Source organism: Gryllotalpicola sp. CP2-P1 (assembly GCF_057512245.1).
The window spans coordinates 1-24,801 of the sequence record NZ_JBLRDT010000016.1 but is presented as its reverse complement, the minus strand read 5'-3'; the positions used below and the strand labels follow the sequence as shown (position 1 = coordinate 24,801).

The following is a 24,801-nucleotide window of genomic DNA, read 5'->3' as shown; positions in this document are numbered from 1 at the left end:
TCGCCGTCGTCGGCGCCCTCGCCGCGTTCTCGGCGTGCGACCTGCTGCTGAGCCGCGCGGCCCGGCGGCGGCTCGCACGCCTGACCGAGGAGTTCCCGACGGTGGCCGAGCTGCTGGCGCTCAGCCTGTCCGCGGGAGAGGGGAGTCACGATGCGATCAGGCGGGTCGCGCGCGCGAGCAGCGGCGAGCTCGGGCTCGAGCTGCGCCGCGTCGTCGCAGAGGTCGGCCTCGGCGTTCCTCTCGCCGACGCGCTGCAGGCGATGGCGAGGGCGTTGCGGATTCCACGGCTGTCCCTCTTCGCCGACGCGGTCATCGGCGCGCTCGAGCGCGGGGCGCCGCTGGCCGAGGTGCTGCGCGCACAGGCCGCCGACGCGCGCAGCGAGCGCAAGCGCGAGCTGCTCGAGGTGGCGGGTCGCAAAGAGGTGCTGATGCTCGTGCCGCTGATCTTCGGGGTCCTGCCGCTCACCGTGCTGATCGCGGTGTTCCCCGGGGTGTTCATTCTGCGTGCCGGCATGTAAAGCGGCGCGTTGTCGACCCACGACGTTCGTACGTCCGATACGGAGGAGAAGAGATGAAGTGGCTGCTGAGCCGCGTGCGCGACGAGGACCGGGGGGATGTCCCCGGCTGGGTCCTCATCACCGCCATGACCGCCGGGCTCGTGATCGCGATCTGGGCGCTGGCCGGAAACACCCTCACTCAGGTCTTCACCAACGCGGTGAATTCCGTCATGACGGGCCCGTGAGGCGGCTGCGCGACGAGCGCGGCTCGGCCCCGGCCGAATTCGCGATGGTGGGCGGCCTGCTTGTCGTGCTGCTGCTCGCCGTCGTGCAGTTCACGCTCGTGCTGCTCGTGCGCAACACCGTGCAGGACGCCGCGGCGCAGGGTGCCCGCGTCGCCGCCTTCGCCGACGGCACGCTGGGCGACGGCGAGGCGCGAACGCGGCAGCTCGTCACCGCGTCGCTCGGCGGCCGCTATGCGGGCGACGTGACGGCCGCGTACGAGCTCGACGACGGCATCCGGGTCGTCGAGGTGCGCGTCGAGACGACGCTTCCGGTGATCGGTCTCATCGGCTTCCGTCGGGCGCTGGAGGTGAGTGGCCATGCGGCTGTCGATGCGGGTTAGGCGGCTCGCGGGCGACGACGGCAACGCCCCGATCGAGTTCCTCGTCACGGGCGTCATCCTGCTGGTGCCGCTCGTGTACCTCGGCATCGCGCTGGCGTCGATCCAGGGCGGCTCGCTCGCCGTCGAGGGCGCGGCGCGCGAGGCCGCGCGCGTGTATGTCGCGGCGGCGACGGATGCCGGAGGCCGTGCCTCCGCCGACCGGGCGGTGACGGTGGCCCTCGCCGACCGGCGACTCGCCCGCCGAGACGGCGACCTCATTCTGAGTTGCGAAGGCGCGGCTGCCGCCGACTGCCTCGCCGCCGGCACGCGGGTCACCGCCACGATCCGCACCGAGGTCGAGCTGCCCTTCGTGCCACCGGTGTTCGGTCTGCAGAAGGTCGCCAGGGTGCCGGTCGCCGCGACGGCCACCGCGCCCGTGTTCCGCCTCGGGGGCGCGCCGTGACCGGCGTGCGGGCGCCGGGGCTGAGAAGCGACGACGGCAGCATCCTGCCTCTCGTCTTCGGCTTCTTCGCGATCGCCCTCGCGCTGGTCCTCGTGGTGACCGCCGCGACCTCGCTCTACCTCGAGCGCTCGCGCCTCTACACGCTGGCCGACGGCGCAGCGCTCGCCGGCGCGGATTCCTTCACGGTCGAGACCACCGTGCTCGGTGCGGGCGGCGAGGTGCGCCCGCGGCTCGATGGCGCTCGGGTGCGGCATGCGGCATCCGACTATCTGAGCGCGGCGACGCAGGGGCGCCGCACCCCGGTCGCCCTGGTCAGCGCGGGCTCGCCCGACGGGCGGAGCGCCCGTGTGCGCCTCGCCGAGCAGTGGCGGCCGCCGCTGCTCTCGGCGTTCGTGCCGCACGGGGTGCGCATCGAGGTCGAGGGAAGCGCGCGGCCGGTGTTCTGGTGAACCGCGCCGGTAGGCTGGGCTGCAAATGATCGAACTCGATTTGAGCGCCCAGATCGCCGAGGTGCGCTCGACCTTCTCAGACATCCGTGCCGTCGTCGACGTCGACAGGCTGAAGGCGACGATCGCCGAGCTCAGCGAGCAGGCGGGCGCTCCCGACTTGTGGGACGACCCCGAGAAGGCGCAGAAGGTGACCAGCGCGCTGAGCCGCGCGCAGGCCGAGCTGAGCAAGGTCACGGGCATCGAGCAGCGGCTCGACGACCTCGAGGTGCTCGTCGAGCTCGCCAACGACGAGGGCGACGACGAGGTCGCGGAAGAGGCGAGGAACGAGCTCGAGGAGCTCACGAAGACCGTCGCCGACCTCGAGGTGCAGACGCTGCTCGACGGCGAATATGACGCACTGCCCGCGGTCGTCACGATCCGCTCGGGTGCGGGCGGCGTCGATGCCGCAGACTTCGCCGAGATGCTGCTGCGCATGTATCTGCGGTACTGCGAGCGCCAGGGCTGGCCGACGAAGGTGCTCGACACCTCCTACGCGGAAGAGGCCGGCATCAAGTCGGTGACCTTCCAGGTCGACGCGCCCTACGCCTTTGGCATCCTGAGCGTCGAGGCCGGCACGCACCGCCTCGCCCGCATCAGCCCGTTCGGCGGCGCCGACAAGCGCCAGACGAGCTTCGCGGCCGTCGAGGTCATCCCGCTGCTCGAGGAGACCGGCGAGATCGAGATCCCCGAGACCGACATCCGCGTCGACGTGTTCCGCTCGTCGGGCCCCGGCGGCCAGAGCGTCAACACGACCGACTCGGCCGTGCGCATCACCCACTTCCCGACCGGCATCGTCATCTCCATGCAGGACGAGAAGTCGCAGATCCAGAACCGCGCCGCCGCCATGGCGCTGCTCAAGAACCGCCTGTTGCTGCTCAAGCGCGAAGAGGAGGCCGCCAAGAAGAAGGAGCTCGCGGGGAACATCACCGCGAGCTGGGGCGATCAGATCCGCTCCTACTTCCTCTACGGCCAGCAGCTCGTCAAGGACCTGCGCACCGGCTACGAGGTCGGCAACCCGCAGACGGTCTTCGACGGCAATCTCGACGGGCTCATCGCCGCAGGCATCCGCTGGCGCAAGCAGCCGAGCGACGATTAGGGCGAGTCGCTAGCCGGAATCCCGCGCCGGTCTGCCTAACCTGGCCCGGTCATGATCCGGTTTGATCACATCTCAAAGCAGTACCGCGGCACGAATCGCCCCGCGCTGGGCGACGTGTCCTTCGAAGCGCAACGCGGCGAGTTCGTGTTCCTCGTCGGCGCGTCGGGCTCCGGCAAGTCCAGTTGCCTGCGCCTGATCCTCAAAGAGGAGAAGCCGACCAAGGGCAAGATCCACGTGCTCGGCCAGGATCTCGGCACCATCTCGAGCCGCAAGGTCCCGTACTTCCGCCGCAACCTCGGCGTCGTCTTCCAGGACTTCCGCCTGCTGCCCAACAAGACGGTGTACCAGAACGTCGCGTTCACGCTGCAGGTGATCGGCAAGTCGCGCGGCTTCATCCAGGAGGCCGTGCCCGACGTTCTCAAGATGGTCGGGTTGGACGGCAAGGCGCAGCGGATGCCCCACGAGCTCTCCGGCGGCGAGCAGCAGCGCGTCGCCATCGCCCGTGCCGTGGTCAACAAGCCGCAGATCCTGCTGGCCGACGAGCCGACCGGAAACCTCGACCCCGCCACCAGCGCCGGCATCATGAGCGTTCTCGAGCGCATCAACGCGGGCGGCACCACCATCATCATGGCGACCCACGAGGCGCACTTCGTCGACCAGATGAAGAAGCGCGTCATCGAGCTCTCGCAGGGCCAGATCGTGCGCGACGAGCGCCACGGCGGCTACGGCGTGACGGCCGCCATTCCGCTGACCAAGCCCGCACCCGCCCCGGCCGAGCCGCAGACCGTGCAGCTCGCCACGGGCGTCGTCGTGCCCGTCGCGCCCGTGGCGAAGCCCGCGGGCGAGCCCGCGCCCGCCGCATCCGCCGACGAGCCCGCCGAGCAGAGCAACAACGTGCGCCCGATCACGAGCGCGACGCCCGTGCAGCGCCCGGCAGAGGCCGAGATCTCGCTCGCCGAGCGCCTCGGGCTGCGCGCGAACGGCACGGACGGGCAGGAGTACGACCAGAACGTGGGGCCGGTGAAGTAATGCGATTCGCACTCGTCTGGACGGAGGCCGCGAGCGGCCTGCGCCGCAACCTCTCGATGGTCGTCTCGGTTATCCTCGTCACATTCATCTCGCTGACCTTCGTCGGCGCCGCCATCCTCATGCAGATGCAGATCGGCCAGATGAAGGGCTACTGGTACGACCGGGCCCAGGTCGCCGTCTACATGTGCACGGCGACGGATTCCTCCGACACCTGCACCGGCCGGGACGCCACCCAGCAGCAGATCGACGCCGTGAAGAAGGAGCTGGCGTCACCCGCCCTCGCGAAGTTCATTAAGAAGTCGACGTTCGAGAACCACGACCAGGTCTTCGCCGAGTTCAAGAAGCAGTTCAAGAACAACCCGGTCGCCGACTATGTCACCCCCGACCTGCTGAACCAGACGTTCTGGATCAACCTGAAAGACCCGAACCAGTCGGCGGTGATCGTCGAGAGCGTCTCGAACCTGCCGGGCGTGCAGTCGGTCACAGATCAGCGGCAGTACCTCGACCAGATCTTCTCGATGCTCAACGTCGCGAGCTTCACAGCGATCGCGATCGCGGTCGTCATGCTGGTGGCGGCTGCGCTGCTGATCGCGACGACGATCCGGCTCTCGGCGTTCTCACGACGGCGCGAGCTCGCGATCATGCGACTCGTCGGGGCATCCAACCGCTTCATCCAGACGCCGTTCATCCTCGAGGGCGTCTTCGCCGCCGTCATCGGCTCGGTGCTCGCGGGCATCGCGACATGGGGCATCGTCAAGTTCTTCGTGCAGGGGTATCTGCAGGCGTCGATCCCGTTCACGAACTTCGTCGGCACGGGCAATGCGCTGACGGTTGCGCCGATCCTGGTGATCGCCGCGATCGTGGTCGCCGCGATCGCGAGCAACATCGCGATCAGCAGGTACCTGCGCGTCTGAGTCGCGCAGACGCGCACGATAAACTGAGCGGATGCCACGCGAACGTGGTCAGAAGGTCGTCGCCACCAACCGCAAGGCCCGGCACGACTACCTGATCGAAGACACCTATGAGGCGGGCCTCGTGCTGACCGGCACCGAGGTCAAGAGCCTGCGCGAGGGGCGCGCGTCCCTCGTCGACGGCTACGCCTTCGTCGACGCCGGCGAGGCGTGGCTCGATGCGGTGTACATCCCCGAGTACCTCGACGGCACCTGGAACAACCACGCGCCGCGCCGCAAGCGGAAGCTGCTGCTGCACAAGCAGCAGATCGTCAAGCTCGCCAACAAGGTGAAAGAGGGCGGGTACACGATCATCCCGCTGCAGCTCTACTTCAGCGACGGGCGCGCGAAGGTCGAGATCGCGGTCGCCAAGGGCAAGCGCGATTACGACAAGCGCCAGGCGCTGCGCGAGCGGCAGGACAAGCGCGAGGCCGAACGCGCGATGCGGCAGCGCAACCACCTGGGGGAGTAGCTGCGGGAAGCTGCTACAGCACCCTGATCAGCCGCTCCTGCAGCTCGCCGAGCCACCAGTAGGCGGCCTTCGCGGGCGCGAGTTCCGGGTCGTTCGAGCCCTCGTCCTCGTCGGTCTCGATTCCGAGGCGCGTCGCGAGCGCGAGACGCAGATCGGTGATGGCCCGCAGCCAGGGCAGCACCTCGCGCTCGTCGAGGATCACGGGGCCGGATGCCGCCGCCGCACGAGCCAGCGCGAGAGCGTTCCCCGTCTTCAGCGCGACGAGGTCGTCCTCGGTGAAGCGCCGGAACTCGGCAGCGGACTCGGCGTCGTCGCGGTAGGCGTCGGGGAGGAGCCGCTCGAGGGCGGGGTCGCGGGGAAGGCTCGGGTCGGCGGCCGCATCGGGGCCGGCATCCGCCTGCGTCAGCAAATCGATGAGCTCATTCGTGAGCTGCGCGAGCATGTCGCGCTCGATGGGGTCGAATTCGGCGCTCACGCGGCCGTCGTATGTCGTCTTGATGTGCGCCACTCGGCGGGTGCTCCTTACAGCTCTGCCCGATCGAGCGTGGCCCACAGGCCGTATTCGTGCATCGCCTGCACGTGCCGCTCCATCTCTTCGCGGGTGCCCTGCGCCACGATCGCCTTGCCCTCCCGGTGCACCGCGAGCATGAGCCTCGTGGCCTTGTCTTCTTCGAAGCCGAAGTAGCTGCGAAAGACGTAGACCACGTATGACATGAGGTTGACGGGGTCGTTCCAGACGATGGTGCGCCACGGCGTGCCGCGCCTCGTCTGGTCTTGCAGAAGCTGCTCCAGCTCCTGATCGACATCGGGCGAGCTGATCTGCGCCATGACTCCATGCTAGGGAATCCTGGCGCAAGGTATCCGTTGTATATTGGTGAGCCGCTCTTCTGTGAGCGCGTGCAACTGCAACAACTCGACAGCGTGTGACAGCGCCCGCCCGACCGCCCCTCATGGGGATGATCGGTTTCGACATCGCCTGAGCGAGTCTGAGAAGCGGGCCGAGGATGCGGGGTTATCTCGTAAACGCCCCTCGCAAAACATAAGTGCCAATTCCAACAGCACTGCCGTCTCCGCCAAGGCTCAGGTCGCTCTCGCGGCCTAAGTTCCTCTAAGCGGACACTTACATCGGCCGTCAGCCCGGTTACTAGCCTTCCACCCGGGTCTGGCGTCATCTAGAAGGCTTGCTCGACCGTTACGCCTTAGGGCGGTCGGGGACTCGCACTAGGGCTGGGTCCGTCGAGGTGGTGGCCGCCACCTAGCCTCGGGACCGAGTAAAGCGATAAGCGCGGCTGCGCCCGGAGAATGCGGACGACCACAGCGATGGACGGGGGTTCAATTCCCCCCATCTCCACCATTCGGCTGGTCGGCGCGAGGCGCTGTCACACGGTGTTGAGCACGAAAGGCGACCCGATCGGGTCGCCTTTCGTGCGTTCAGGCGGGCGGCCTCGGGCCCGCTTCGATGAGGAAGGGCTAGGAAATGCATAGCTTCCTCTCGTCCTCCGCACGGCGCGAATAAGAAACCAGGAAGAACGCCGAACCAGCCTTGAAGGCATGAGCGAGACAGCACGTCCCCACGGCGAACCAACGGATCCGCCCGGCTTGGACATCGACATCGTCATGCCGGTCTACAACGAACAGGCGACCCTCGAGCGCAGCGTCACGAAGCTGCAGGACTTCCTGTCGGCTGCAGTGCCCGAGAGCTGGCGCATCACAATCGCAGACAACGCCTCCACGGATGCCACGCCGGCGATTGCGGACCGGCTGGCCGAGGAACTCGAGGGCGTTCGCGCCGTGCATCTGCCTCAGAAGGGCCGCGGCCGCGCGCTCAAGGCGGTGTGGTCGGATTCCCCTGCCGCGGTTCTGGTCTATCTCGACGAAGACCTCTCCACCGATCTGCGCGCCCTGCGGCCGCTCGTGGCGCCGCTGCTCTCGGGCCACTCCGACCTCGCGATCGGCACGCGCCTGGCGCGCAGCTCACGGGTCATCCGGGGCGGCAAGCGCGAGTTCATCTCGCGCAGCTACAACCTCATGCTGCGCACCATGATGGACGCCAAGTTCTCGGACGCTCAGTGCGGCTTCAAGGCGATTCGCTCCGACGTGGCGCGCGAACTGCTTCCGTACGTGCAGGACACGGGCTGGTTCTTCGATACGGAGCTGCTCGTGCTCGCCGAGCGGTCCGGGCTGCGCATCCACGAAGTGCCGGTCGACTGGGTCGACGACCCCGACAGCTCGGTGGACATCGTCGCCACCGCGGCCGCCGACATCAAAGGCATGTGGCGCGTCTCACGCGACCTTGCGAAGGGGCGCCTTCCGGTGGGCGAGCTCTACGCTCGCTTCGGCCGCCAGCCGCTCAGCGCGCCGGCAGGGCATCGCAACGGTCTCCTGATGCAACTGCTCAGCTTCGGGATGATCGGCGGGCTGTCGACGGTCGCCTATGCGGTGCTCTATCTCGTGCTCGCGCACGCGATCCCCGCTCAAGCCGCCAACTTCGTGGCACTGCTCGTCACCGCGGTCGCGAACACCGCGGCGAATCGCCGCTTCACGTTCGGCGTGCGGGGCAGATCGCACGCGGCGACCCACCACGCCCAGGGACTCGTCGTCTTCGGACTCGCCTGGCTGATCACGAGCGGCTCGCTGCTCGGACTTCACGCCTGGTACTCCGGCGCGGGCCATGGAGTCGAAGTCGTCGTGCTGACCGCGGCGAACGTGGTCGCGACCCTGGTGCGCTTCGTGCTCCTGCGGTGGTGGGTGTTCCGCCGCAGGCGCGACGGCGCTGCCGGAGCCCCGCCGCGGGCCGCCGTCAAGCCGCTGACTGTGCCCATCGGTGTCGTTTCCCCCTCATCCGACTTCGTCGAGCAGAAAGCAGGCAAGCGATGAGCCTCGTCACCGCGATCAAGGTCGCCCGGGAAGAAGACCGGCCCCGCGCCGCGGCATCCACGCGCGGCGTCGGGCTCCGCAGGGAATGGATCGCCTTCGCCGGCCTTCTTCTCGTCACCGGCGTCCTCTACGTGTGGAACCTGGCCGCGAGCGGATGGGCGAACACGTTTTACTCGGCAGCAGTGCAGGCCGGCACGAAGAGCTGGGTCGCCTTCTTCTACGGCTCGAGCGACGCCGGCAACTCGATCACCGTCGACAAGCCGCCCGCCAGCCTCTGGCTGATGGAGCTCTCCGCCCGCGTCTTCGGACTGAGCTCGTGGAGCATCCTGCTTCCCGAGGCGCTCATGGGCGTGGCGACGGTCGCGATCGTCTATCTCGCCGTAAGGCATCGCTTCGGGGCTGTCGCGGGACTCATCGCGGGCGGTACCCTCGCCCTCACGCCGGTCGCGGCACTGATGTTCCGCTTCAACAACCCGGACGCCCTGCTGCTGCTCCTGCTGACGACCGCCGTGGTCTTCACGCTCCGCGCGATCGAACGCGAACGGCTGCGCTGGCTGGCGCTCGCCGGGATCGCGGTCGGCTTCGGATTCCTGACGAAGCAGCTGCAGGCGTTCCTCATCCTGCCTGTGCTGGCGGGGGCATACCTCGCGTTCGCGCGCACCGGCGTCCTGAGGCGCGTCGTGCACCTGCTCGCCGCGCTCGGCGCCGTCATCGTCTCCGCGGGGTGGTGGGTTGCGGTCGTCGAGCTCGTTCCCGCAGCCGACCGGCCATATATCGGCGGCTCGCAGAGCAACAGCTTCCTCGAGCTGACCTTCGGCTACAACGGCTTCGGCCGGCTGACCGGCAACGAGACCGGCAGCGTGACCGGTGGTATGGGGACTGCGGCCGGGGGCGGTGCAGGGTCATGGGGCTCGACGGGCCTGTTCCGCCTGTTCGAGAACGAGATCGGGGGTCAGATCTCGTGGCTCATCCCGGCCGCGCTGGCCCTGATGGTCGCCGCGCTCGTGCTGATCGGGCGCGCCCCGCGCACGGACACAAAGCGCGTCATGATCGCCACCTTCGGCGGCTGGCTGCTCGTCACCCTGCTCGCGTTCAGCTTCATGGGAGGCATCTTCCACGCCTACTACACGGTGGCGCTCGCCGCTCCGCTCGCGGGCCTGCTCGCGGCATCCGGCACGGTGGTCTGGGCCGCACGCGATCGGCTCTGGGTCCGCATCCTGCTCGCTGCGACCTCGATCGGCACGGCGCTGTGGGCGTGGGTGCTGCTCGCCCGGGCGAGCGAGTGGCTGCCCTGGCTCAAAGTCGTGGTGCTTGTGCTCGGCATTGCCGCCGCGGCGGCCGTCGTCGCGCTGCCGTGGCTCAGCAAGCGGGTGGCGCCCGCCGTGCTCGTGCTGCTCATCGTCGTCGGGCTCGTCTCGCCGCTCGCCTACACGCTCGAGACCGTCGCAACGGCCCACACCGGGTCGATCGTCACGGCGGGGCCGGCCGTTGCTGGCTCGATGGGCGGGGGAGCCCCAGGCGGCATGGGCGGCAGGCAAGGCGGACCCGGTCCGCGCCAGGGCGGCGGTCAGGGCGCGTCCGGTGGTGGAGGAGCGCCCCAGGGTGGACTGCCCGGTCCGGGCGGCGCCGGCGGCGGGCTGCTTGGCGGGACCTCCGTCAGCGGCGCGCTCACCGCGCTGCTCGAGAAGGACGCATCCGATTACACCTGGGTCGCCGCGACCACCGGCTCGAACGAGGCCGCGAGCTACCAGCTCGCGACGGGCGACTCGGTGATGCCGATCGGCGGCTTCAACGGCAGCGATCCGTCGCCGACCCTCGCCCAGTTCAAGAAGTACGTCGCGGAGGGCAAGATCCACTACTACATCGCCGGTTCCGTGGGCCAGTCCAACGGCGGCAGCGACGTGGCGAGCAAGATCGCCAGCTGGGTCGAGGCCACCTACACCGCGAGGACGGTCGGCGGGGTCACGGTCTACGACCTGAGCACCCAGGCCTCGTCGTCCGCCACTGCTAGCTGACGCCAACTGATCAGACATCCACCGACATGGAGACCTCCCTCGTGCAACTCACGACCACCGACCACCCGCTCACCGAGAACACGGATGCCGTCGCCGAACACCCCGGCGCGGCATCCGCCCCTCGTCGCCGCGGCGACGCACTGCGTCGTCTCTTTCTCGGCTCACCGGGGGACCCGCGCTGGCTGCGGCCCGCGTTCTGGCTGCTGCTCGCCGTCACGGCCGTGGTCTATCTCACCGACCTCACGGTCTCGGGCTACGCCAACAGCTTCTACGCGGCCGCCGTGCAGGCCGGAACGAAGAGCTGGAAGGCGTGGTTCTTCGGCTCGCTGGACTCGGCGAACTTCATCACGGTCGACAAGCCGCCGGCGTCGCTGTGGGTGATGGGCCTCTCGGCGCGGCTGTTCGGCTTCTCGAGCTTCAGTCTGCTCTTCCCGCAGGCGCTCATGGCCGTCGGCTCGGTCGCCCTGACCTGGGGCACGGTGCGCCGCACGCTGACGCGCCTCGGTGCGACGACGGCGAATGTGGGCGCGCTCGTCGCCGGCTTCGTCGTGGCGTTCACGCCGGCCGCGGCGATGATGTTCCGCTTCGACAACCCCGACGCGCTGCTCGTGCTGCTCATGACGGCTGGGGCGTACTGCGTCGTCCGCGCGCTGCCGAGGGGCAGTTGGCGCTGGCTCGCCCTCGCGGGCGTCGCTCTCGGCTTCGCCTTCCTCACGAAGATGCTGCAGGGTCTGCTCGTACTGCCCGCGTTCGCGGTGGTCTACCTGCTCGCCGCGCGCACCGGCTGGGGGCGCCGCATTGTCGGGCTTCTCATCGCGGCGGGGTCGCTCGTCGTGAGCGCGGGCTGGTGGGTGCTCGCCGTGGCGCTGTGGCCGGCGTCCGCCCGGCCGTACATCGGCGGCTCCACCAACAACACGGTGCTCGAGCTCGTCTTCGGCTACAACGGTCTCGGCCGCATCTTCGGCGGCGACGGCAATGGCGGAGGCGGGGGCGCTCCGGGCGGCAGCACGAGCGGGCAGAGCGGGATGCCGGACTTCAGCGGTGGCGACGGCGGGGGCGCTCCCGGCGGGGGCGGCATGGGCGGGGCTGCCGGCTCGTCCTTCGGTGGCTCGACCGGACTGGGCCGCCTCTTCTCCTCCGAGATGGGGCTCGAGGCATCCTGGCTCATCCCGGCTGCGCTCATCGCGCTCGTGCTCGGTCTCGCCGTCGTCGGTCGCCGCCGCCTCGCCGACCCGGCACGCGCCGGCCTCTTGCTCTGGGGCGGCTGGCTCGTGGTCACCGGGCTCGTCTTCAGCTACATGTCCGGCACGATCCACCCCTATTACACCGTCGCGCTCGTGCCCGCGATCGGCGGCCTCGTCGGCACCGGCGGCGCGCTGCTGTGGAAGGCACGCAGCCGGTGGATCGGCCGGGTCGGACTCGCCGCGATGATCGCGGCGAGCGCGGGCTGGGCGTGGTGCCTGCTGAACGAGAACCCGTCATGGCAGCCCTGGCTGCGCTGGACGATCCTCGCGGTCGGCATCCTCTCGGCCGCCGCGGTCCTCGTCGGCAGCGTCCCCGCGATGCGCAAGCTGGTCGCAGTCGGCGTGCTCGCCGGCATCGTGAGCGGACTCGCCGGGACCACCGCCTACTCGCTCGCGACCGTCGCGGTCGGACACACCGGGTCCATCCCGAGCGTCGGGCCGGCCGGCTCGTCGTCGGGCGGCTTCGGAGGCGGCGGGATGCCGGGAGGCGGCCAGGGCGACGGGCAGGGCGGTGCTCCGGGTGGCGCGCCGGGTACGAGCTCGGGCCAAGGGCCGCAGCAGGGCGGCTCGTCCTCGCAGAGCTCTGGCACGGATTCGGACAACCCGGATGCCGACAGCCAGGGATTCCCCGGCGGCGGAACAAGCGGCCCGCAGAGCCAGGTCGATGGCGGCCAAGGCGGAGCGCCCTCAGGCGGCGGCGCGGGCGCCGGCGGCATGGGCGGCGGCACCACCTCGAGCGCGCTCACGAAGCTGCTCACCTCCGCGGATGCCACGTGGGCGGCCGCGGTGAACGGCTCGCAGTCCGCCGCGCAGCTCGAGCTCGACACCGACACGGCCGTCATGGCCATCGGCGGCTGGTCCAGCGACCCGGCCCCTACCCTCGCCGAGTTCAAGAAGTACGTCGCCGAGGGCAAGATCGGCTACTACATCTCCTCGGGCGGCATGGGCGGCGGGATGCCGGGCGGCAGCAGCTCGTACGCGACGCAGATCGAGCAGTGGGTCGCAAAGAACTTCACTGCGAAGACCGTCGGCGGCCAGACCATCTACGACCTGAGCAGCGCGAAGAGCTGAGGCGACGACGTCCGTCCGCGTGGCCCCGCAGGATTCCTGCGGGGCCACACGCCGTTTGCGATTGGTCCAGGTGGCCCTCGCCGAGGTGATCGAGCGCCGACAGAAGATTCACAAATCCTGCATGGCGACCGGCTTCGATGAAAATGTGCCGTGGACACCGTGTCGTGATTGCTTCGCATCAGGAACCTGCAGCCGTGTTCAAGACTGCGAGCGAGGCCAGAGGGCCAGCAATGCGACTCCCCGCCGACTCGGCGTCCATCTTCTCGGCGGCCACAGGTATTCCCTGCACGTAGGACTAGTCCCCGACGAAGACTTTGAGATTGGAGTGCGAAGCGTCGATACGCCGCATCGACTCCTCAGCGCGCGACCGGTCGGCACGGGCGGTAAGAGCGATGATCGCTTCCACGATGGCGAACGCCGGCGCGAGAGAGGTGCGCGGGGTAGGGCTGTCGGACGGCACGACGATCGTGTGCCGGGCTATCGGCGCGAGGGGTGACATCTCGCTGTCGGTTAGTGCGATCACCGCGATGTTTGAGCGCGCGGCGGCGCTGGCGAGGTCTGCGGTGACGCGGTAGTACCGATGAAAATCGATGGCCACGACCGCATCGGTCTCACCGAGCAGGCCCAGATACTGAGCCGCGGAGACCGTGTCTATCGGCTGATCAGCCGAGATCCCGAGAAGGCGCAGCGACGACGCTAGATGCGCTGCGACAGGGGCGGCTGCGCCGAGGCCGAGGACCAGGGCCGTCTGCGCGGAGGACAGGGTCTCCGCGACGTTGGCCAGCAGATCCGGCGAGATGCGCCGGGAGAGGTGCTCAAGGTTCCGTCGCGCTTGTGCAAGGACCGCCGATACCGTTGCGGCCGCGGTCCCGGACTCGACTTCGTCCTCCATCGCCTGCAGGAATCGTGAGTACTGCGACAGGGTGGCACGCAGCGAGCGCTGGAGGTGGGGGTAGCCGTCGAATCCAAGATGCTGCGCGAGTCTCACGACCGTGGCGGTGTGCACCCCAGCGTGCTCGGCAAGCTCCGCCGCGGTGAGATAGGCGACGGCCTCGATGTCTTCGAGCATCGCGCGCGCGGCCTGCCGCTGCGCCTTGCCGAGTGTGGGTGCGAGCCCGAGCAGGCGCCCCCTAATATCGTCCAGCTCTGCCATGTTCTCCCTCTCGTTCTGGTCGATGCGCGCATTACGACAATGCTTCAGAACTGCAAGGTTTGCAAGGGAAATTGCAGACCTGTTTACCTGCGCGAAATCGCTTGCACAGCTGACGGTTTGCTGGCTAGTCTCCGAGTCACTCAATGTCACGGAGGAGGAACACGCATGGCGTGGAGAGTCGGGGTCGACACCGGGGGGACGTTCACGGACATCGCACTGGTCGATGAGGAACGGGGCTTGATCGCTGTTCGGAAGGTTCCGTCCAGCAAGGAGGACCCGTCCCAGGCCATCCTCTCCGGCGTCCTTGGGCTGCTCGCCGACCACAATGTGCCCCATGCGGAGATCAGCCGGTTCAATCACGGCACGACGGTCGCGGTCAACGCGGTGCTGGAAGGGAACGCGGCCCGCGCCGGCCTGCTGACGACCTCGGGGTTCCGGGACGTGCTAGAGCTCGGACGCCAGCGGCGCCCGCATCTGTATGACATGGCTGTGCGCAAGCCGGAGCCGGTTGTGCCTCGTGAGTTGCGGATCGAGGTCGGCGGGCGTCTGGCCGCCGACGGCAGCGAGGTGCAGCCGGTCGACGAGGAGGAGCTCCAAGCCGCGATAGACCGACTGCGGGCCGCCGCCGTGGAGGCAGTGGGGGTATGTCTGCTGCATTCCTACGCGGACAGCGCCCAGGAGAACAAGATCCGTCAGCGTCTCCACGAGGCGCTGCCCGGCGCTTCTGTGTCGGTGTCGAGTGAGGTGCACCCCGAGTATCGGGAGTACGAGCGGTTCAGCACGACCGCGGTGAACGCGTCGCTGGTTCCGGTGATGCGCCGCTATCTGGACCACCTCTCCGACGGAGTCGCCGCGGCCGGCATCACCCCACCGGTGCGAGTGGTGCAATCCAACGGCGGCCTGGCCTCCATAACGACTACCGGCGAGCTACCGGTGTCCACCCTGTTCTCCGGCCCGAGCGCCGGGGTGCTCGGTGCGGTCCAGTTGGCCTCCGAGGCGGGCATTCGCGACATCATCACCTTCGATATGGGCGGAACCAGCACCGACGTATGCCTCATCCGGGACGGACGGATCCCGATCGTGCATGAGCGGGAGATGGACGGGCGCCCGATCATGGGGGCGATGGTGGACGTCGTCTCCGTCGGCTCCGGCGGCGGCTCCATCGCCTGGGTTGACGACGGCGGGCTACTGAAGGTCGGCCCGAAGAGCGCCGGCGCCATGCCCGGCCCGGTCGCGTACGGCCGTGGCGGGATCTTCCCGACCGTGACCGACGCGGACTGCGCTCTGGGGTACCTGCATTCAGATGCGCCGCTGGCCGGCACACTGCGCGTGGACACTCCCGCGGCAGAACGGGCGCTGGAGACCCAGATCGGTGACGGGCTCGGCCTGGACGCGACGCAGTCCGCAGACGGAATCTTGAAGGTACTGCAAGCGGACCTCGTAGGCGCCGTCCGGGCCGTCTCTGTCGCCCGCGGAACCGACCCCCGCGACTTCACTCTCGTGCCTTATGGCGGCGCCGGCCCTCTGCACGCCTCCGCGCTTGCGCGGGAACTCGGCATCCGTCGCGTGCTCGTCCCGCCGGCCCCCGGCATTCTGTGCGCATACGGAGCGCTCAGCGCCGATGTGCGCGGCGACTTCGGCGCCACCTGCGTCGCGGAGGCCACCGAGGCCGGGGCCGCCGCCATCACGCACGCCTACCAGCGTCTGGACGAGCGGGCCGCGCACTGGGCGGAAGTGGAGGCGGTCACCGACGCTGTCGTGCTCGAGCGGCACATCGAACTGCACTACGCGAACCAGAGCCACGCGCTCCAAGTACCGCTGGACGGGCACCCCGACTCGGATGCCCTGCGCCGGGCCGTCGCCGACTTCCACAAACTGTACGAGCAGCGCTACGGCTATGCCCTGCCGGAAGAGCCGGTACGCGTGGTCGCGGTGCGCCTGACTGCGACCGCCCCGGCCGAGCGCTCCTGGTCCTCTGAGCGAATCCCGGAAGGCGACCCCGCGCCCACCATCCGTGACATCTTCGTCGACGGCTCCTGGCAGCAGGCCGAGATCTACCGGCGCGAAGCGCTGCCGTCGGGGTGGAGCTGCCAGGGACCCGCGGTCGTCGGGCAGCTGGACGCGACGACGATCATCCTCCCGGGGCAGGCCGCCCGCATCGACGAGTTCTTCAACCTGATCATCGAGGAGGCACAGTGACCCCCGCCACCACCACCATCGAGACCATGGCCACGCCGGGCCGCCTGGACCCGATCACGACCGAGGTGATCGGAAGCGCCCTGTTCGCGATCACCGAGGAGATGAGCGGGGCGCTCATGCGCACCGCCTACTCGCCCAACATCCGCGAGAGGGGCGACTGCTCCACCGGCCTCTTCGACGCGGAAGGCCGCGTCCTGGCCCAGTCGCAGCGCCTGCCGCTGCACATGGGATCCCTGCTCGGCTCGGTCCAGGCCGTGCATCGCGCCCACCCCGCCGACACGCTGCGCCCCGGGGACATGTTCGTGGCCAACGACCCCTACCACGGGGGCGGCTCCCACCTTCCCGACGTGAACGTGGTCGCCCCGATCTTCAGCCACGACCGGCTCATCGGCTACGCCGCCAGCACCGCCCATCACTCCGACGTGGGCGGAATCGCCGCCGGCAGCGAGTCCGCCGACTGCCGCGAGATCTTCCAGGAAGGCCTGCGGCTACCGCCGGTCAGACTCGTGGAGGCCGGGCGGGTCAACGAGGACGTCATCGCGATCGTCGCCCTCAACTCCCGGGTGCCCGGAGATCGGGGCGGCGACTTGCGCGCCCAGATCGCCGCCAACCGGGTCGCCGAGCAGCGGCTCATTGAACTCGACGACCGCTACGGCAGCGAGAACCTCCGCGGCTACCTTGAGGCGCTGCTGGAGGCCACCGAGAAGCGCATCCGTGCCCGCTACGCCGAGATCGCTCCCGGCGTGTACGAACACGACGAGTACATGGATCCGCTGCCGGACGGCACCCCCCTGCGCATCCACGTCCGCCTCGAAGTCCGAGACGGACGGTTGATCTTCGACTTCGCCGGTTCCAGCCCCCAGATGCCCTATGCCCGCAATGTGCCGCTTGCCGCCACGGCCGCGACCGCGTTCTGCGTGGTGAAGACATTGCTGGACCCGGGGATCGCCACCAACGACGGCTTCTACCGGAGCGTGGAGATCCACGCCCCGGAAAGCACGATCGTGAATCCTGTGGAGCCCGCGCCGGTAGGCGCCCGCGCGCTGAGCTGCGGCGTGCTCGCCGACGCCATCGCCGGAGTGCTCTCACTGGCCGCCCCGGACCGCATCGTCGCCGGCTCCGGACCGCACCAGCTCGTCGTCCTCGCAGGGCTGGACGACCGCAGCGGCAGCTACTTCGTCAATTACGAGACCATCGCCGGGGCACTAGGCGCCACCGCCGCCTACGACGGGTTGGACGCTGTCCGCATCTACGCCTCCGGCGCCGCCAACTTGCCCGTGGAGGCCCTCGAGCGGGCATTCCCGCTGCGTATCGAGCGCTACGAGCTGCGCGACGGCTCCGGCGGCGTCGGCGCGCACAGCGGGGGCCGCGGCATCCGGCGCGACTACCGCATCCTGTCCGAGAGCGCGCAGATCAGCCTGACCGGCGAACGCCACGTCGAACCGGCGCTCGGCGTGGCCGGCGGCGGCGACGGCGCCCCCGGCCGCTTCCTGCTCAACCCCGGCACCGAGGACGAGACCGAGCTGCCGCGCATAGCCCGCGACCTGCTGCTGCGTGCCGGGGACGTGCTGCGCGTGGAGACCCCCGGTGGCGCCGGTTACGGAGAGGCAGGCCGATGAGCACGACCACGACCGACACCGCCGCGTTCCAGGTCGCCCGGCAGGAGTTCCGGGTGCTGGACGACTTGACGTACCTGGATGTCGCCGGCCGCGCCCCGATGGCCGATCGGGTGCACCGGGAGATGCTCGAATACCTTACGGTGTGCCGCGCCCGCGGTGCCGACAAGGACGAGTGGCTCGCCCGCGTCGAGCGTATCCGCGCCCGCACCGCCGCCTTCCTCGGCGCCGACGCCCACGAGATCGCGTTCATGAAGAACACCTCTGACGGGCTGAACACCATCGGGGCGGCCCTTCAGCTGCAGCCCGGCGACAGCGTGCTGGTCAGCCCCGAGTTCGAGCACGCCAACAACGTCTACCCATGGGTTCACTTGAGGGACCGCGGCGTGAACATCCGCACCGCCCCGGTCGGCCCCGGCGGAGTCGTGCGCGCCCAGGACATCGAGGCGGCCATCGACGCCAGCACCCGGCTCGTCACCCTCTCGGCGGTCTCCGCCTGGACCGGCGCACGGCCCAATCTCGCCGCCATCGCCCAGGTCGCCCATGCCCACGGAGCGTTCTTCCTCGTCGACGCGGCCCAGGCCGCCGGCGTCGTCGACATCGACGTGCATCGAGACGACGTCGACGCGCTGGCCGCCGCGACCCAGAAGGGACTGCTGGGCATGTACGGGCTTGGCGTCCTCTACTGCCGTGCCGACTGGTTCGATCGGTTGCGTCCACCGTTCCTGTCGGTTGCCGGCGTCCAGCGTGAGGGTCTCCACGAGTCCGACCTCGGCGACTTCCAGAACGCCTCCGTACTGGGCTCCGCGGCCCGCTTCGAAGTCGGTAACCACAACTTCGCGGGGCTCTTCGCCCTCGACGCCGCCCTTTCCCTCTTGGAGGAGGCCGGCATCGCCCGCATCGAACGCCACGTCCTCGACCTCGCCGACCGGCTCATCATCGGCCTCACCGAGGCCGGCCTGAACCCCGCAGTCGACACTGCCCAATCCGGCATCGTCGCCTTCCCCGCCCCTGACCCCGGGGCCATGATCGCACGCCTCGACTCCCACGGCGTCCGCGTCTCGCTGCGCCGCGGCAGAGTCCGGGCAAGCCTTCACCTCTACAACGACCAGTCCGACATCCAACGGCTGATCGACCTGCTCTGAACCCACCCGCCCACGTGCTTCCGATGGCGTGATCCAGAAAGGAAATCGCACCATGACCAGCATCACCGCACCCTCCGCTGCAACGCCGCGGCGCGGCGCCGCCCGAATCCTGGCTTCCAGCACGATCGGCTCCGTCATCGAGTGGTACGACTACAACATCTACGCCACGAGTGCCGCCGTCGCCTTCCCCGCGGTGTTCTTCCCCCACTCCACACCGTTCGTCGGCGCCATGCAGTCCTTCGCTACCTTCGCCGCCTCTTTCCTCCTCCGCCCCGTCGGGGCGCTGATCTTCGGCCACTTCGGTGACCGCTACGGGCGCAAGACGTCGCTCATCGTGACCATCCTCATGATGGGCATCGCTACCGTCTGCATCGGCCTGATCCCTTCCGCGAACACCATCGGGAACGCAGCCCCGCTGCTGCTCGTGTTCTTCCGCCTCATCCAGGGCATCGCCCTCGGCGGCGAATGGGGCGGCGCAGTCCTCATGACTACCGAGCACGCCGGCTCCGGCCGACGCGGGCTGTGGGGCGCACTGCCGCAGATCGGCAGCCCCGCCGCCAACCTCGCCGCCAGCGGCATGATGGCCCTGGCCGCAGCAGTCAGCGGCAACGCCTTCACTCAGTGGGGATGGCGCATCCCGTTCCTGGCCGGGGTGATCCTGCTCATTGTCGGCCTCATCATGCGGCTGACCGTCGCCGACAGCGCCGCCTTCACGAAGATCAAGGAGCAGGGCCACACCTCGCGCTTCCCGATCGTCTCCCTCGTCCGCCGTGACACCAAGAACCTGCTCCTGGCCACAGGCTCCCGCATCGGCGTCGACGTCGCCTACTACACCTTCGCGACCTACAGCCTCAGCTACCTCACGGCGAACCTGCACTTGGAAACCAACGTCGGGCTCATCGGCCTCGCCGTCGGCGCCGCCTGCGAGGTCGTCATCATCCCCGTCATGGGTGCCCTGTCCGACCGCATCGGACGCAAGAAAGTCTTCCTCGCCGGGCTCGTCGTCTTCGCCGTCTGGTCCTTCTGCTTCTTCCCCCTCGTGAACACCGGCAACCAGGGGCTCGTGATTCTCGCCTTCGCCGTGGCGCTGGGACTCGGACACGCCAGCACCTGGGGGATCATGGGATCCCTCTATCCCGAGCTGTTCCGCACCCAGGAGCGCTACACCGGCGCCTCCTTCAGCTTCCAACTCGCCGGCATCTTCGGCGGGGCCCTCGCCCCGTTCATCGCCACCGCCCTTGTCGCCTCCTCGCTGGGAACCGGCGGGGTCACGATCTACCTCCTGGTCGCCGCCGCGCTCAGCTTCGGATGCTTGCTGGCTCTGCCGGAGACCTTCCGACGCAGCCTGCAAGGGCCTGAGACCACCGCGCTCGAACTCGCCGGCTCCGAGGCCGCCGCCCCCAACTGACCGCAACCGCCCGCTCCGCTGAAAGAGCCGAGACATCATGAGCTTGATCACAGCCGGTGAGACACACCATGCCGCCACCAGCCCCCTGGACGCCGCCCGTCACCAGCTCCGGGAGGCTGCCGAGCACCTGGGGCTTTCCGAGCCCGAGGCCCGCGCCCTCGCGACGCCCCGGCGCGAGCTGACCGTGACCATCCCGCTACGCCGCGACGACGGAAGCCTGGAAAACTTCACCGGCTACCGCGTCCAACACAACCTCTCCCGCGGACCCGCCAAGGGCGGCATCCGCTACAGCCCGATGGTCAACATCGACGAAGTCCGCGCCCTGGCCATGTGGATGACCTGGAAATGCGCCCTCCTCAACGTGCCCTATGGCGGCGCGAAGGGTGGAGTCACCATCGACCCTCGCGCCTACAGCACCGCCGAGCTCGAACGCGTCACCCGGCGATACACCAGCGAGATCTCCCACTTCATCGGCCCCGACCGCGACATCCCTGCTCCCGACATCGGCACGGACGAACAGACCATGGCCTGGATGCTGGACACGTTCTCGGTCGCCGCCGGGCACACCGTCCTCGGCGTCGTCACCGGCAAGCCCCTCGAGCTCGGCGGCTCCCGCGGTCGCGCCTCCGCGACCAGCCACGGCCTTGGCCACATCACCCTCGCCGCCCTCGGCAGCCTCCGGCTCGATACCGCCACCGCGACCGCCGCGATTCAGGGCTTCGGGAAGGTCGGCCGCGACGCCGCCCTCTTCCTCGCCGACGCCGGGCTGAACATCGTCGCGGTCAGCGATCAGTACGGCGCCATCCACAACAACGCCGGCATCGACGTCGCCGCCCTCGCCGCCCACGTCGACGCCACCGGCAGTGTCACCGGATTTCCCGCAGCAGACCCGCTTCCTGCCGAACAGCTCCTCGAACTCGAGGTAACCGTGATTATTCCCGCCGCAGTCGAAGGCGTGCTCACGGCCGAAAACGCACCCCGGGTCCGCGCACCGCTAATCGTAGAAGGCGCCAACGGCCCCACCACTCCAGAAGCCGACGCGATCCTCGAAGCCCGCGGTACCACCGTCGTGCCCGACATCCTCGCAAACGCCGGCGGCGTCCTCGTCTCCTACTTCGAATGGGTGCAGGGCAACCAGGCCTACTGGTGGACTGAAGAGGACGTCGCCCAGCGACTGCGCAGCCAGATGCTTGCGGCATGGAATTACCTCAGCCAACGCAGCAGCCGCGACCACCGCTCACTACGACGCACCGCCACCGCCGTCGCGGTCGAACGCGTCGCGCGCGCTCACCGGTTGCGCGGGCTTTATCCCTAGACCCAGCGCTCGGGAGCAGGGAGATCACGGGGCATCTGCTCGCGGGTTGCGTCCGGCTTCCGTGAGAAAGCCCCTCACCAACGCACGCACCGCCGCTAATATTGCTATGATTCATAGCAATATGAATGAGTCGGAGGTGACGGCGCTGCGCCGTCAGGTCGCTGCGTTCCAGCGCCGTATTCGCTCGGAGATGAGCACCGGGCCCGTGTCCGTGACGGACACGCTGGTTTTGGCGGCGATCAGTCGCGCGGGCGGCGTCAGCACGCCCGTCGAGCTCGCGGGTGCCCTGGCCATGAGCAGCTCGAATGTGGCCGCCTCCTTACGGCTGCTGGAGAGCAAGCAACTGCTGGAGCGGAACCGGCACCCGGATGACGGTCGACGTGTTCTCGTCTCGATCACCGAGGCGGGCGAGGAGTTGGTGAGACAGCATCGCCGCGGCGGCGAGGCATGGCTGCGCCGGACCATCGACGCGGTGCTCACCGACGACGAACAGGCTCTCCTGCGGCAGGCGGGCGAACTGCTGGACCGCATCACCACCCACCAGTGACTTCGCGTCACGGATTGGACAGACATGGCATTGACGACACTCGACCAGAGCCCCGCGCTCGTCGTGATCGATCTTCAGAACGGCACCACCGCGTACCCGACGATCCACCCGGTCTCTGAGGTGATCGAACGCTCGCGGCAGCTCGCGCGTGCCTTCCGCGCCCATGGGCATCCGGTTGTCCTTGTGAACGTGGCCGGGGCGGCGCCAGGCCGTACGGATGCCGGCCGCAACGCCCCGGCGCCGGCACCACGTCCGGCTGACTGGGCGGATCTGGTGGAGGACCTCGACGCGCAGCCGGACGACCTGCTCATCACGAAGAGCAGGTGGGGCGCCTTCCACGACACCTCTCTGGACGAGCAGCTTCAAGCCCGCGGTGTCACCCAGGTGGTCCTCACGGGGCTGGCGACCAGCATGGGCGTCGAGTCGACGGCGCGCTCGGCGCACGAGCACGGCTATCACGTGGTCATCGCCACCGACGCCGTCACCGACGTGGACGCCGAAGCGCATGAGAACAGTCTCCGGCGGATCTTTCCCAAGCTCAGCGAGAGCGCTGCGACGGACGAGCTCCTGGCCGCGCTCGACGCTCGCAGCTGATGACGGTCCGCTTGGCGATCGCCGCTGGACCTTCGAGGCCGGCCGCCCCATCCCGGACGCTGCGCCGATGGGTGCGGCGTGGCACATCGGTCTACCTCGGCCGGGACCCCGATGCGAGGTTCCAGTGGAACATCGCCGCGGCGACCGTCCTCGTCCTGGCCGCACCGCTGACGGCCGGGCTTCTCACGGGCAGGACCGCCGACGGTCTGAACGCCGCACTGGCCGGATGGCTGACGGCGATCGCGGTCCCGCAGCCCGCCCTCGGAGCCCGCTTCCGGCAGTACCTCATCCGAGTCGTCCTTCTGGAGGGGTGCACCGCCATCGGAATCGCGACCGGAGGGCATCTCTGGGCTGTGCTTCTCAGCTCCGCCGTGCTCGCTCTGTGCATCCCTGTCCGGAACTTCGCCGCCACGCCCCTGATCTGCTTGATCATCGCCGTTCCCGGAGCGGGAAGCGCGGGGCCGGCCACCGGATCGGCAGGCGAACACCTCACGGTGTTCGCCATCGGCTGCGTCTGGGCGGCCCTGGTCATGCTCATGCCGGTGTTCGGCGGCCGTTACCAGGCGGCCACCACCGCTCAGGCCGGCGATCGCGGCTTCCGCCCGACGCTCGCCTGGCTGCGTCCCCCGACGCCGAAAGTGCGCTTCGCGGTCCGCCTGTGCGTCTGCTTCCTGATCGCCTACACGGCGATGGACCTGCTGAACGTTCCGCACGCATCCTGGGCACTCGTCGGAATCCTCACGACCTTACGGCCGGCATGGGGCGACACCGTCAGCCGGATCGTCAAGCGGCTCGTTGGCATGGCCGTCGGCTGCGTCCTCGCTGGGGCACTGCTGCTGGCAACCCGGGGCGCCCCGGAAGCGGTCGTCTTCGCCATCATCGTCGTCTGCGGGGCGCTCGCCCGCCCCATGCGCGGCTTCAACTACGGCTACTGGCCGATCTTCGCCTCACCCGTCCTCCTCCTCATGATCGAGCAGGGGACGGCGCTGGGGCCCGCGGACGTCGCGCTCCGCGTCGTCAACAACGCCCTCGGCGCAGCACTCGCGCTGGCCGCGATCTTCCTCATCTGGCCCAGCCGCGCAGACAGCCGCATCACCGGGGCGCTCACCGAGGTGCTCCGAGCCCACGCGACTCTCTTCGCCGCATCTGCCGGCCCCGGTACGCCTTCGGCAGCGACCGGCGGCGCGCTCGAACGGGCGCTGGCATCGCAACGGCACGTCGAGAGCCTGGCCGGCCACCTCGGGGACCGCCCCGGCAGGTCTGCCATCGTCCGAGAGCTTCTCCGGATCCACCACATGTCGGACCAACTGCGCGAACGCGCACTCGAACCGCTCGGCGACCCTGCCGATGAAAAACGAAGGAGGGTCATCGCGCACCGCCTGAGCGCTCACGCCGACCACCTCGAGTCCGGTGAGCCGAAGACCGTCTCCGGACCGCAGAACGAGATCGAGCGCTCCCTGGCTGAGACCAGCGCCGTCCTCATCGACATCACCGGAGACGCCGAGGGCCCTCGTGCGACGCCCCGTAGCGTCTAGCTCGACGAGACGGCGAAGGACCCCCGCCTCCTGGCGGGGGTCCTTCATGATGGCTTACTCGATATTCAGTTATGGGCTGGAAAAGGTCCTGTCGTCGACTCCTCTCGTCGCGGTCGGGGCGCACTTGTCAGCGCGCACGGGGGTCGGTGAGTCTCAGCGCGAGCACGGGGCAGAGGGCCGCGGCGTCGCGCGCGGCCGCCTCCGACTCGGCGGGGACGGGGATGTCGCGGCCGCGGTGCCGCTCGGAGGCGAGGGGGTAACCCCACTCGTCGCGCCCGAGCAGTTCCGGCAGGAGTTCCGAGCACAGGCCGCGGCCGTCGCAGCGCGTCCAATCGATGTGCAGGGCGACGGCCGGCGCCGGGTCCGGCCGCGGCGGCCGGCCGTTCGAAATCGTCTGGTTCATCGGAATGCGTCCTTCTGAGTCAATTCAGTGCGCGGCGCGCAGACAGCGGCCGTTCCTGTGCTGCTCGATGTCGGCGGCGA

General features: G+C 69.2%; 24 protein-coding genes and 1 other RNA gene. 21 read left to right on the top strand and 4 right to left on the bottom strand.

The features are described 5' to 3' along the window. The 9 genes from ACM2XV_RS02670 to smpB form a co-directional block, all read left to right on the top strand. Positions 1–518 (top strand): type II secretion system F family protein (locus ACM2XV_RS02670; RefSeq protein WP_487025866.1); only part of this gene is annotated, 518 nt, incomplete at its 5' end. A 53-nt stretch (positions 519–571) separates the two neighbouring features. After that, complete coding sequence (locus ACM2XV_RS02665; RefSeq protein WP_344774231.1) at positions 572–742, top strand: hypothetical protein; 171 nt, start codon at positions 572–574, stop codon at positions 740–742. Beyond that, positions 739–1,122: a TadE/TadG family type IV pilus assembly protein gene (locus ACM2XV_RS02660; RefSeq protein ID WP_344774233.1), complete on the top strand. Its 384-nt coding sequence runs from the start codon at positions 739–741 to the stop codon at positions 1,120–1,122. The genes ACM2XV_RS02665 and ACM2XV_RS02660 overlap by 4 nt, the downstream gene beginning before the upstream one ends. Beyond that, the gene (locus tag ACM2XV_RS02655) at positions 1,100–1,564 is read left to right on the top strand and encodes a TadE family protein (RefSeq protein WP_344774235.1); all 465 of its coding nucleotides are present in this window, start codon (positions 1,100–1,102) and stop codon (positions 1,562–1,564) included. The genes ACM2XV_RS02660 and ACM2XV_RS02655 overlap by 23 nt, the downstream gene beginning before the upstream one ends. After that, the gene (locus ACM2XV_RS02650) at positions 1,561–2,013 is read left to right on the top strand and encodes a pilus assembly protein TadG-related protein (RefSeq protein ID WP_344774237.1); all 453 of its coding nucleotides are present in this window, start codon (positions 1,561–1,563) and stop codon (positions 2,011–2,013) included. Before ACM2XV_RS02655 ends, ACM2XV_RS02650 begins: the two co-directional genes overlap by 4 nt. Positions 2,014–2,038: 25 nt before the next feature. Next, positions 2,039–3,148, top strand: coding sequence for a peptide chain release factor 2 (prfB, locus tag ACM2XV_RS02645; protein ID WP_344774239.1), 1,110 nt, complete (start codon positions 2,039–2,041; stop codon positions 3,146–3,148). 51 nt (positions 3,149–3,199) lie between these two features. Beyond that, positions 3,200–4,177, top strand: a complete 978-nt coding sequence (ftsE, locus tag ACM2XV_RS02640) for a cell division ATP-binding protein FtsE (protein WP_344774241.1) — start codon at positions 3,200–3,202, stop codon at positions 4,175–4,177. Next, the gene (gene ftsX / locus ACM2XV_RS02635; RefSeq protein WP_344774243.1) at positions 4,177–5,091 is read left to right on the top strand and encodes a permease-like cell division protein FtsX; all 915 of its coding nucleotides are present in this window, start codon (positions 4,177–4,179) and stop codon (positions 5,089–5,091) included. The genes ftsE and ftsX overlap by 1 nt, the downstream gene beginning before the upstream one ends. A gap of 31 nt (positions 5,092–5,122) precedes the next feature. Continuing rightward, the gene (gene smpB / locus ACM2XV_RS02630) at positions 5,123–5,599 is read left to right on the top strand and encodes an SsrA-binding protein SmpB (protein WP_344774245.1); all 477 of its coding nucleotides are present in this window, start codon (positions 5,123–5,125) and stop codon (positions 5,597–5,599) included. A gap of 13 nt (positions 5,600–5,612) precedes the next feature. Here smpB and ACM2XV_RS02625 read toward each other — a convergent pair whose 3' ends face one another. Further along, entirely contained in the window at positions 5,613–6,107 is a 495-nt protein-coding gene (locus tag ACM2XV_RS02625) for a DUF2017 family protein (RefSeq protein WP_344774247.1), read from the bottom strand. A 14-nt stretch (positions 6,108–6,121) separates the two neighbouring features. Then, positions 6,122–6,427 carry an ATP-dependent Clp protease adapter ClpS gene (gene clpS / locus ACM2XV_RS02620; protein WP_344774249.1) on the bottom strand — a complete coding sequence of 102 codons (306 nt, stop codon included), beginning with the start codon at positions 6,425–6,427 and terminating at the stop codon, positions 6,122–6,124. 124 nt (positions 6,428–6,551) lie between these two features. Here clpS and ssrA point away from each other — a divergent pair. The 4 genes from ssrA (at position 6,552) to ACM2XV_RS02600 (ending at position 12,806) form a co-directional block, all read left to right on the top strand. Next, positions 6,552–6,953, top strand: a transfer-messenger RNA (tmRNA) gene (gene ssrA / locus ACM2XV_RS02615). A gap of 197 nt (positions 6,954–7,150) precedes the next feature. Next, positions 7,151–8,476: a bifunctional glycosyltransferase family 2/GtrA family protein gene (locus tag ACM2XV_RS02610; protein WP_344774251.1), complete on the top strand. Its 1,326-nt coding sequence runs from the start codon at positions 7,151–7,153 to the stop codon at positions 8,474–8,476. Beyond that, positions 8,473–10,491, top strand: coding sequence for an ArnT family glycosyltransferase (locus ACM2XV_RS02605; RefSeq protein WP_344774253.1), 2,019 nt, complete (start codon positions 8,473–8,475; stop codon positions 10,489–10,491). Before ACM2XV_RS02610 ends, ACM2XV_RS02605 begins: the two co-directional genes overlap by 4 nt. A 26-nt stretch (positions 10,492–10,517) precedes the next feature. Further along, on the top strand, positions 10,518–12,806 hold the full coding sequence (locus ACM2XV_RS02600; RefSeq protein ID WP_344774255.1) for an ArnT family glycosyltransferase: 2,289 nt from the start codon (positions 10,518–10,520) through the stop codon (positions 12,804–12,806). A gap of 295 nt (positions 12,807–13,101) precedes the next feature. On the opposite strand, the gene ACM2XV_RS02595 is transcribed toward ACM2XV_RS02600, so the two are convergent. Then, positions 13,102–13,959: a MurR/RpiR family transcriptional regulator gene (locus ACM2XV_RS02595; RefSeq protein ID WP_344774257.1), complete on the bottom strand. Its 858-nt coding sequence runs from the start codon at positions 13,957–13,959 to the stop codon at positions 13,102–13,104. A 165-nt stretch (positions 13,960–14,124) separates the two neighbouring features. Here ACM2XV_RS02595 and ACM2XV_RS02590 point away from each other — a divergent pair, with 165 nt between their 5' ends. From ACM2XV_RS02590 to ACM2XV_RS02555, 8 genes are all read left to right on the top strand, one after another. Continuing rightward, complete coding sequence (locus ACM2XV_RS02590; RefSeq protein WP_487025865.1) at positions 14,125–16,158, top strand: hydantoinase/oxoprolinase family protein; 2,034 nt, start codon at positions 14,125–14,127, stop codon at positions 16,156–16,158. Next, positions 16,155–17,777: a hydantoinase B/oxoprolinase family protein gene (locus ACM2XV_RS02585; RefSeq protein WP_344774261.1), complete on the top strand. Its 1,623-nt coding sequence runs from the start codon at positions 16,155–16,157 to the stop codon at positions 17,775–17,777. Before ACM2XV_RS02590 ends, ACM2XV_RS02585 begins: the two co-directional genes overlap by 4 nt. Beyond that, positions 17,774–18,919, top strand: coding sequence for an aminotransferase class V-fold PLP-dependent enzyme (locus ACM2XV_RS02580; protein ID WP_344774263.1), 1,146 nt, complete (start codon positions 17,774–17,776; stop codon positions 18,917–18,919). The genes ACM2XV_RS02585 and ACM2XV_RS02580 overlap by 4 nt, the downstream gene beginning before the upstream one ends. Positions 18,920–18,971: 52 nt before the next feature. Then, positions 18,972–20,327 carry an MFS transporter gene (locus tag ACM2XV_RS02575; protein ID WP_344774265.1) on the top strand — a complete coding sequence of 452 codons (1,356 nt, stop codon included), beginning with the start codon at positions 18,972–18,974 and terminating at the stop codon, positions 20,325–20,327. Positions 20,328–20,364: 37 nt separating this feature from the next. Further along, positions 20,365–21,642 carry a Glu/Leu/Phe/Val family dehydrogenase gene (locus ACM2XV_RS02570; RefSeq protein ID WP_344774267.1) on the top strand — a complete coding sequence of 426 codons (1,278 nt, stop codon included), beginning with the start codon at positions 20,365–20,367 and terminating at the stop codon, positions 21,640–21,642. Between the two features lie 136 nt (positions 21,643–21,778). Next, complete coding sequence (locus tag ACM2XV_RS02565; RefSeq protein WP_487025864.1) at positions 21,779–22,189, top strand: MarR family winged helix-turn-helix transcriptional regulator; 411 nt, start codon at positions 21,779–21,781, stop codon at positions 22,187–22,189. Between the two features lie 24 nt (positions 22,190–22,213). After that, positions 22,214–22,783 (top strand): cysteine hydrolase family protein, encoded by a 570-nt coding sequence (locus tag ACM2XV_RS02560; protein ID WP_344774271.1) that lies wholly within the window; start codon positions 22,214–22,216, stop codon positions 22,781–22,783. Between the two features lie 11 nt (positions 22,784–22,794). Continuing rightward, complete coding sequence (locus ACM2XV_RS02555) at positions 22,795–24,318, top strand: FUSC family protein (protein ID WP_487025863.1); 1,524 nt, start codon at positions 22,795–22,797, stop codon at positions 24,316–24,318. Positions 24,319–24,445: 127 nt separating this feature from the next. Here the strand turns inward: ACM2XV_RS02555 and ACM2XV_RS02550 are convergent, their stop codons facing one another. Continuing rightward, positions 24,446–24,721, bottom strand: a complete 276-nt coding sequence (locus tag ACM2XV_RS02550) for a ferredoxin (protein WP_344774275.1) — start codon at positions 24,719–24,721, stop codon at positions 24,446–24,448. Positions 24,722–24,801 lie beyond the last annotated feature (80 nt).

Coding starts and splice junctions, on each gene's coding strand:
- ftsX (WP_344774243.1), top strand. CDS start 4,177: ATGCGATTCGCACTCGTCTGGACGGAGGCCGCGAGCGGCCTGCGCCGC.
- ftsE (WP_344774241.1), top strand. CDS start 3,200: ATGATCCGGTTTGATCACATCTCAAAGCAGTACCGCGGCACGAATCGC.
- clpS (WP_344774249.1), bottom strand. CDS start 6,427: ATGGCGCAGATCAGCTCGCCCGATGTCGATCAGGAGCTGGAGCAGCTT.
- ACM2XV_RS02595 (WP_344774257.1), bottom strand. CDS start 13,959: ATGGCAGAGCTGGACGATATTAGGGGGCGCCTGCTCGGGCTCGCACCC.
- ACM2XV_RS02655 (WP_344774235.1), top strand. CDS start 1,100: ATGCGGCTGTCGATGCGGGTTAGGCGGCTCGCGGGCGACGACGGCAAC.
- ACM2XV_RS02590 (WP_487025865.1), top strand. CDS start 14,125: ATGGCGTGGAGAGTCGGGGTCGACACCGGGGGGACGTTCACGGACATC.
- prfB (WP_344774239.1), top strand. CDS start 2,039: ATGATCGAACTCGATTTGAGCGCCCAGATCGCCGAGGTGCGCTCGACC.
- ACM2XV_RS02605 (WP_344774253.1), top strand. CDS start 8,473: ATGAGCCTCGTCACCGCGATCAAGGTCGCCCGGGAAGAAGACCGGCCC.
- ACM2XV_RS02570 (WP_344774267.1), top strand. CDS start 20,365: ATGAGCTTGATCACAGCCGGTGAGACACACCATGCCGCCACCAGCCCC.
- ACM2XV_RS02560 (WP_344774271.1), top strand. CDS start 22,214: ATGGCATTGACGACACTCGACCAGAGCCCCGCGCTCGTCGTGATCGAT.
- ACM2XV_RS02665 (WP_344774231.1), top strand. CDS start 572: ATGAAGTGGCTGCTGAGCCGCGTGCGCGACGAGGACCGGGGGGATGTC.
- smpB (WP_344774245.1), top strand. CDS start 5,123: ATGCCACGCGAACGTGGTCAGAAGGTCGTCGCCACCAACCGCAAGGCC.
- ACM2XV_RS02575 (WP_344774265.1), top strand. CDS start 18,972: ATGACCAGCATCACCGCACCCTCCGCTGCAACGCCGCGGCGCGGCGCC.
- ACM2XV_RS02610 (WP_344774251.1), top strand. CDS start 7,151: ATGAGCGAGACAGCACGTCCCCACGGCGAACCAACGGATCCGCCCGGC.
- ACM2XV_RS02550 (WP_344774275.1), bottom strand. CDS start 24,721: ATGAACCAGACGATTTCGAACGGCCGGCCGCCGCGGCCGGACCCGGCG.
- ACM2XV_RS02580 (WP_344774263.1), top strand. CDS start 17,774: ATGAGCACGACCACGACCGACACCGCCGCGTTCCAGGTCGCCCGGCAG.
- ACM2XV_RS02600 (WP_344774255.1), top strand. CDS start 10,518: ATGGAGACCTCCCTCGTGCAACTCACGACCACCGACCACCCGCTCACC.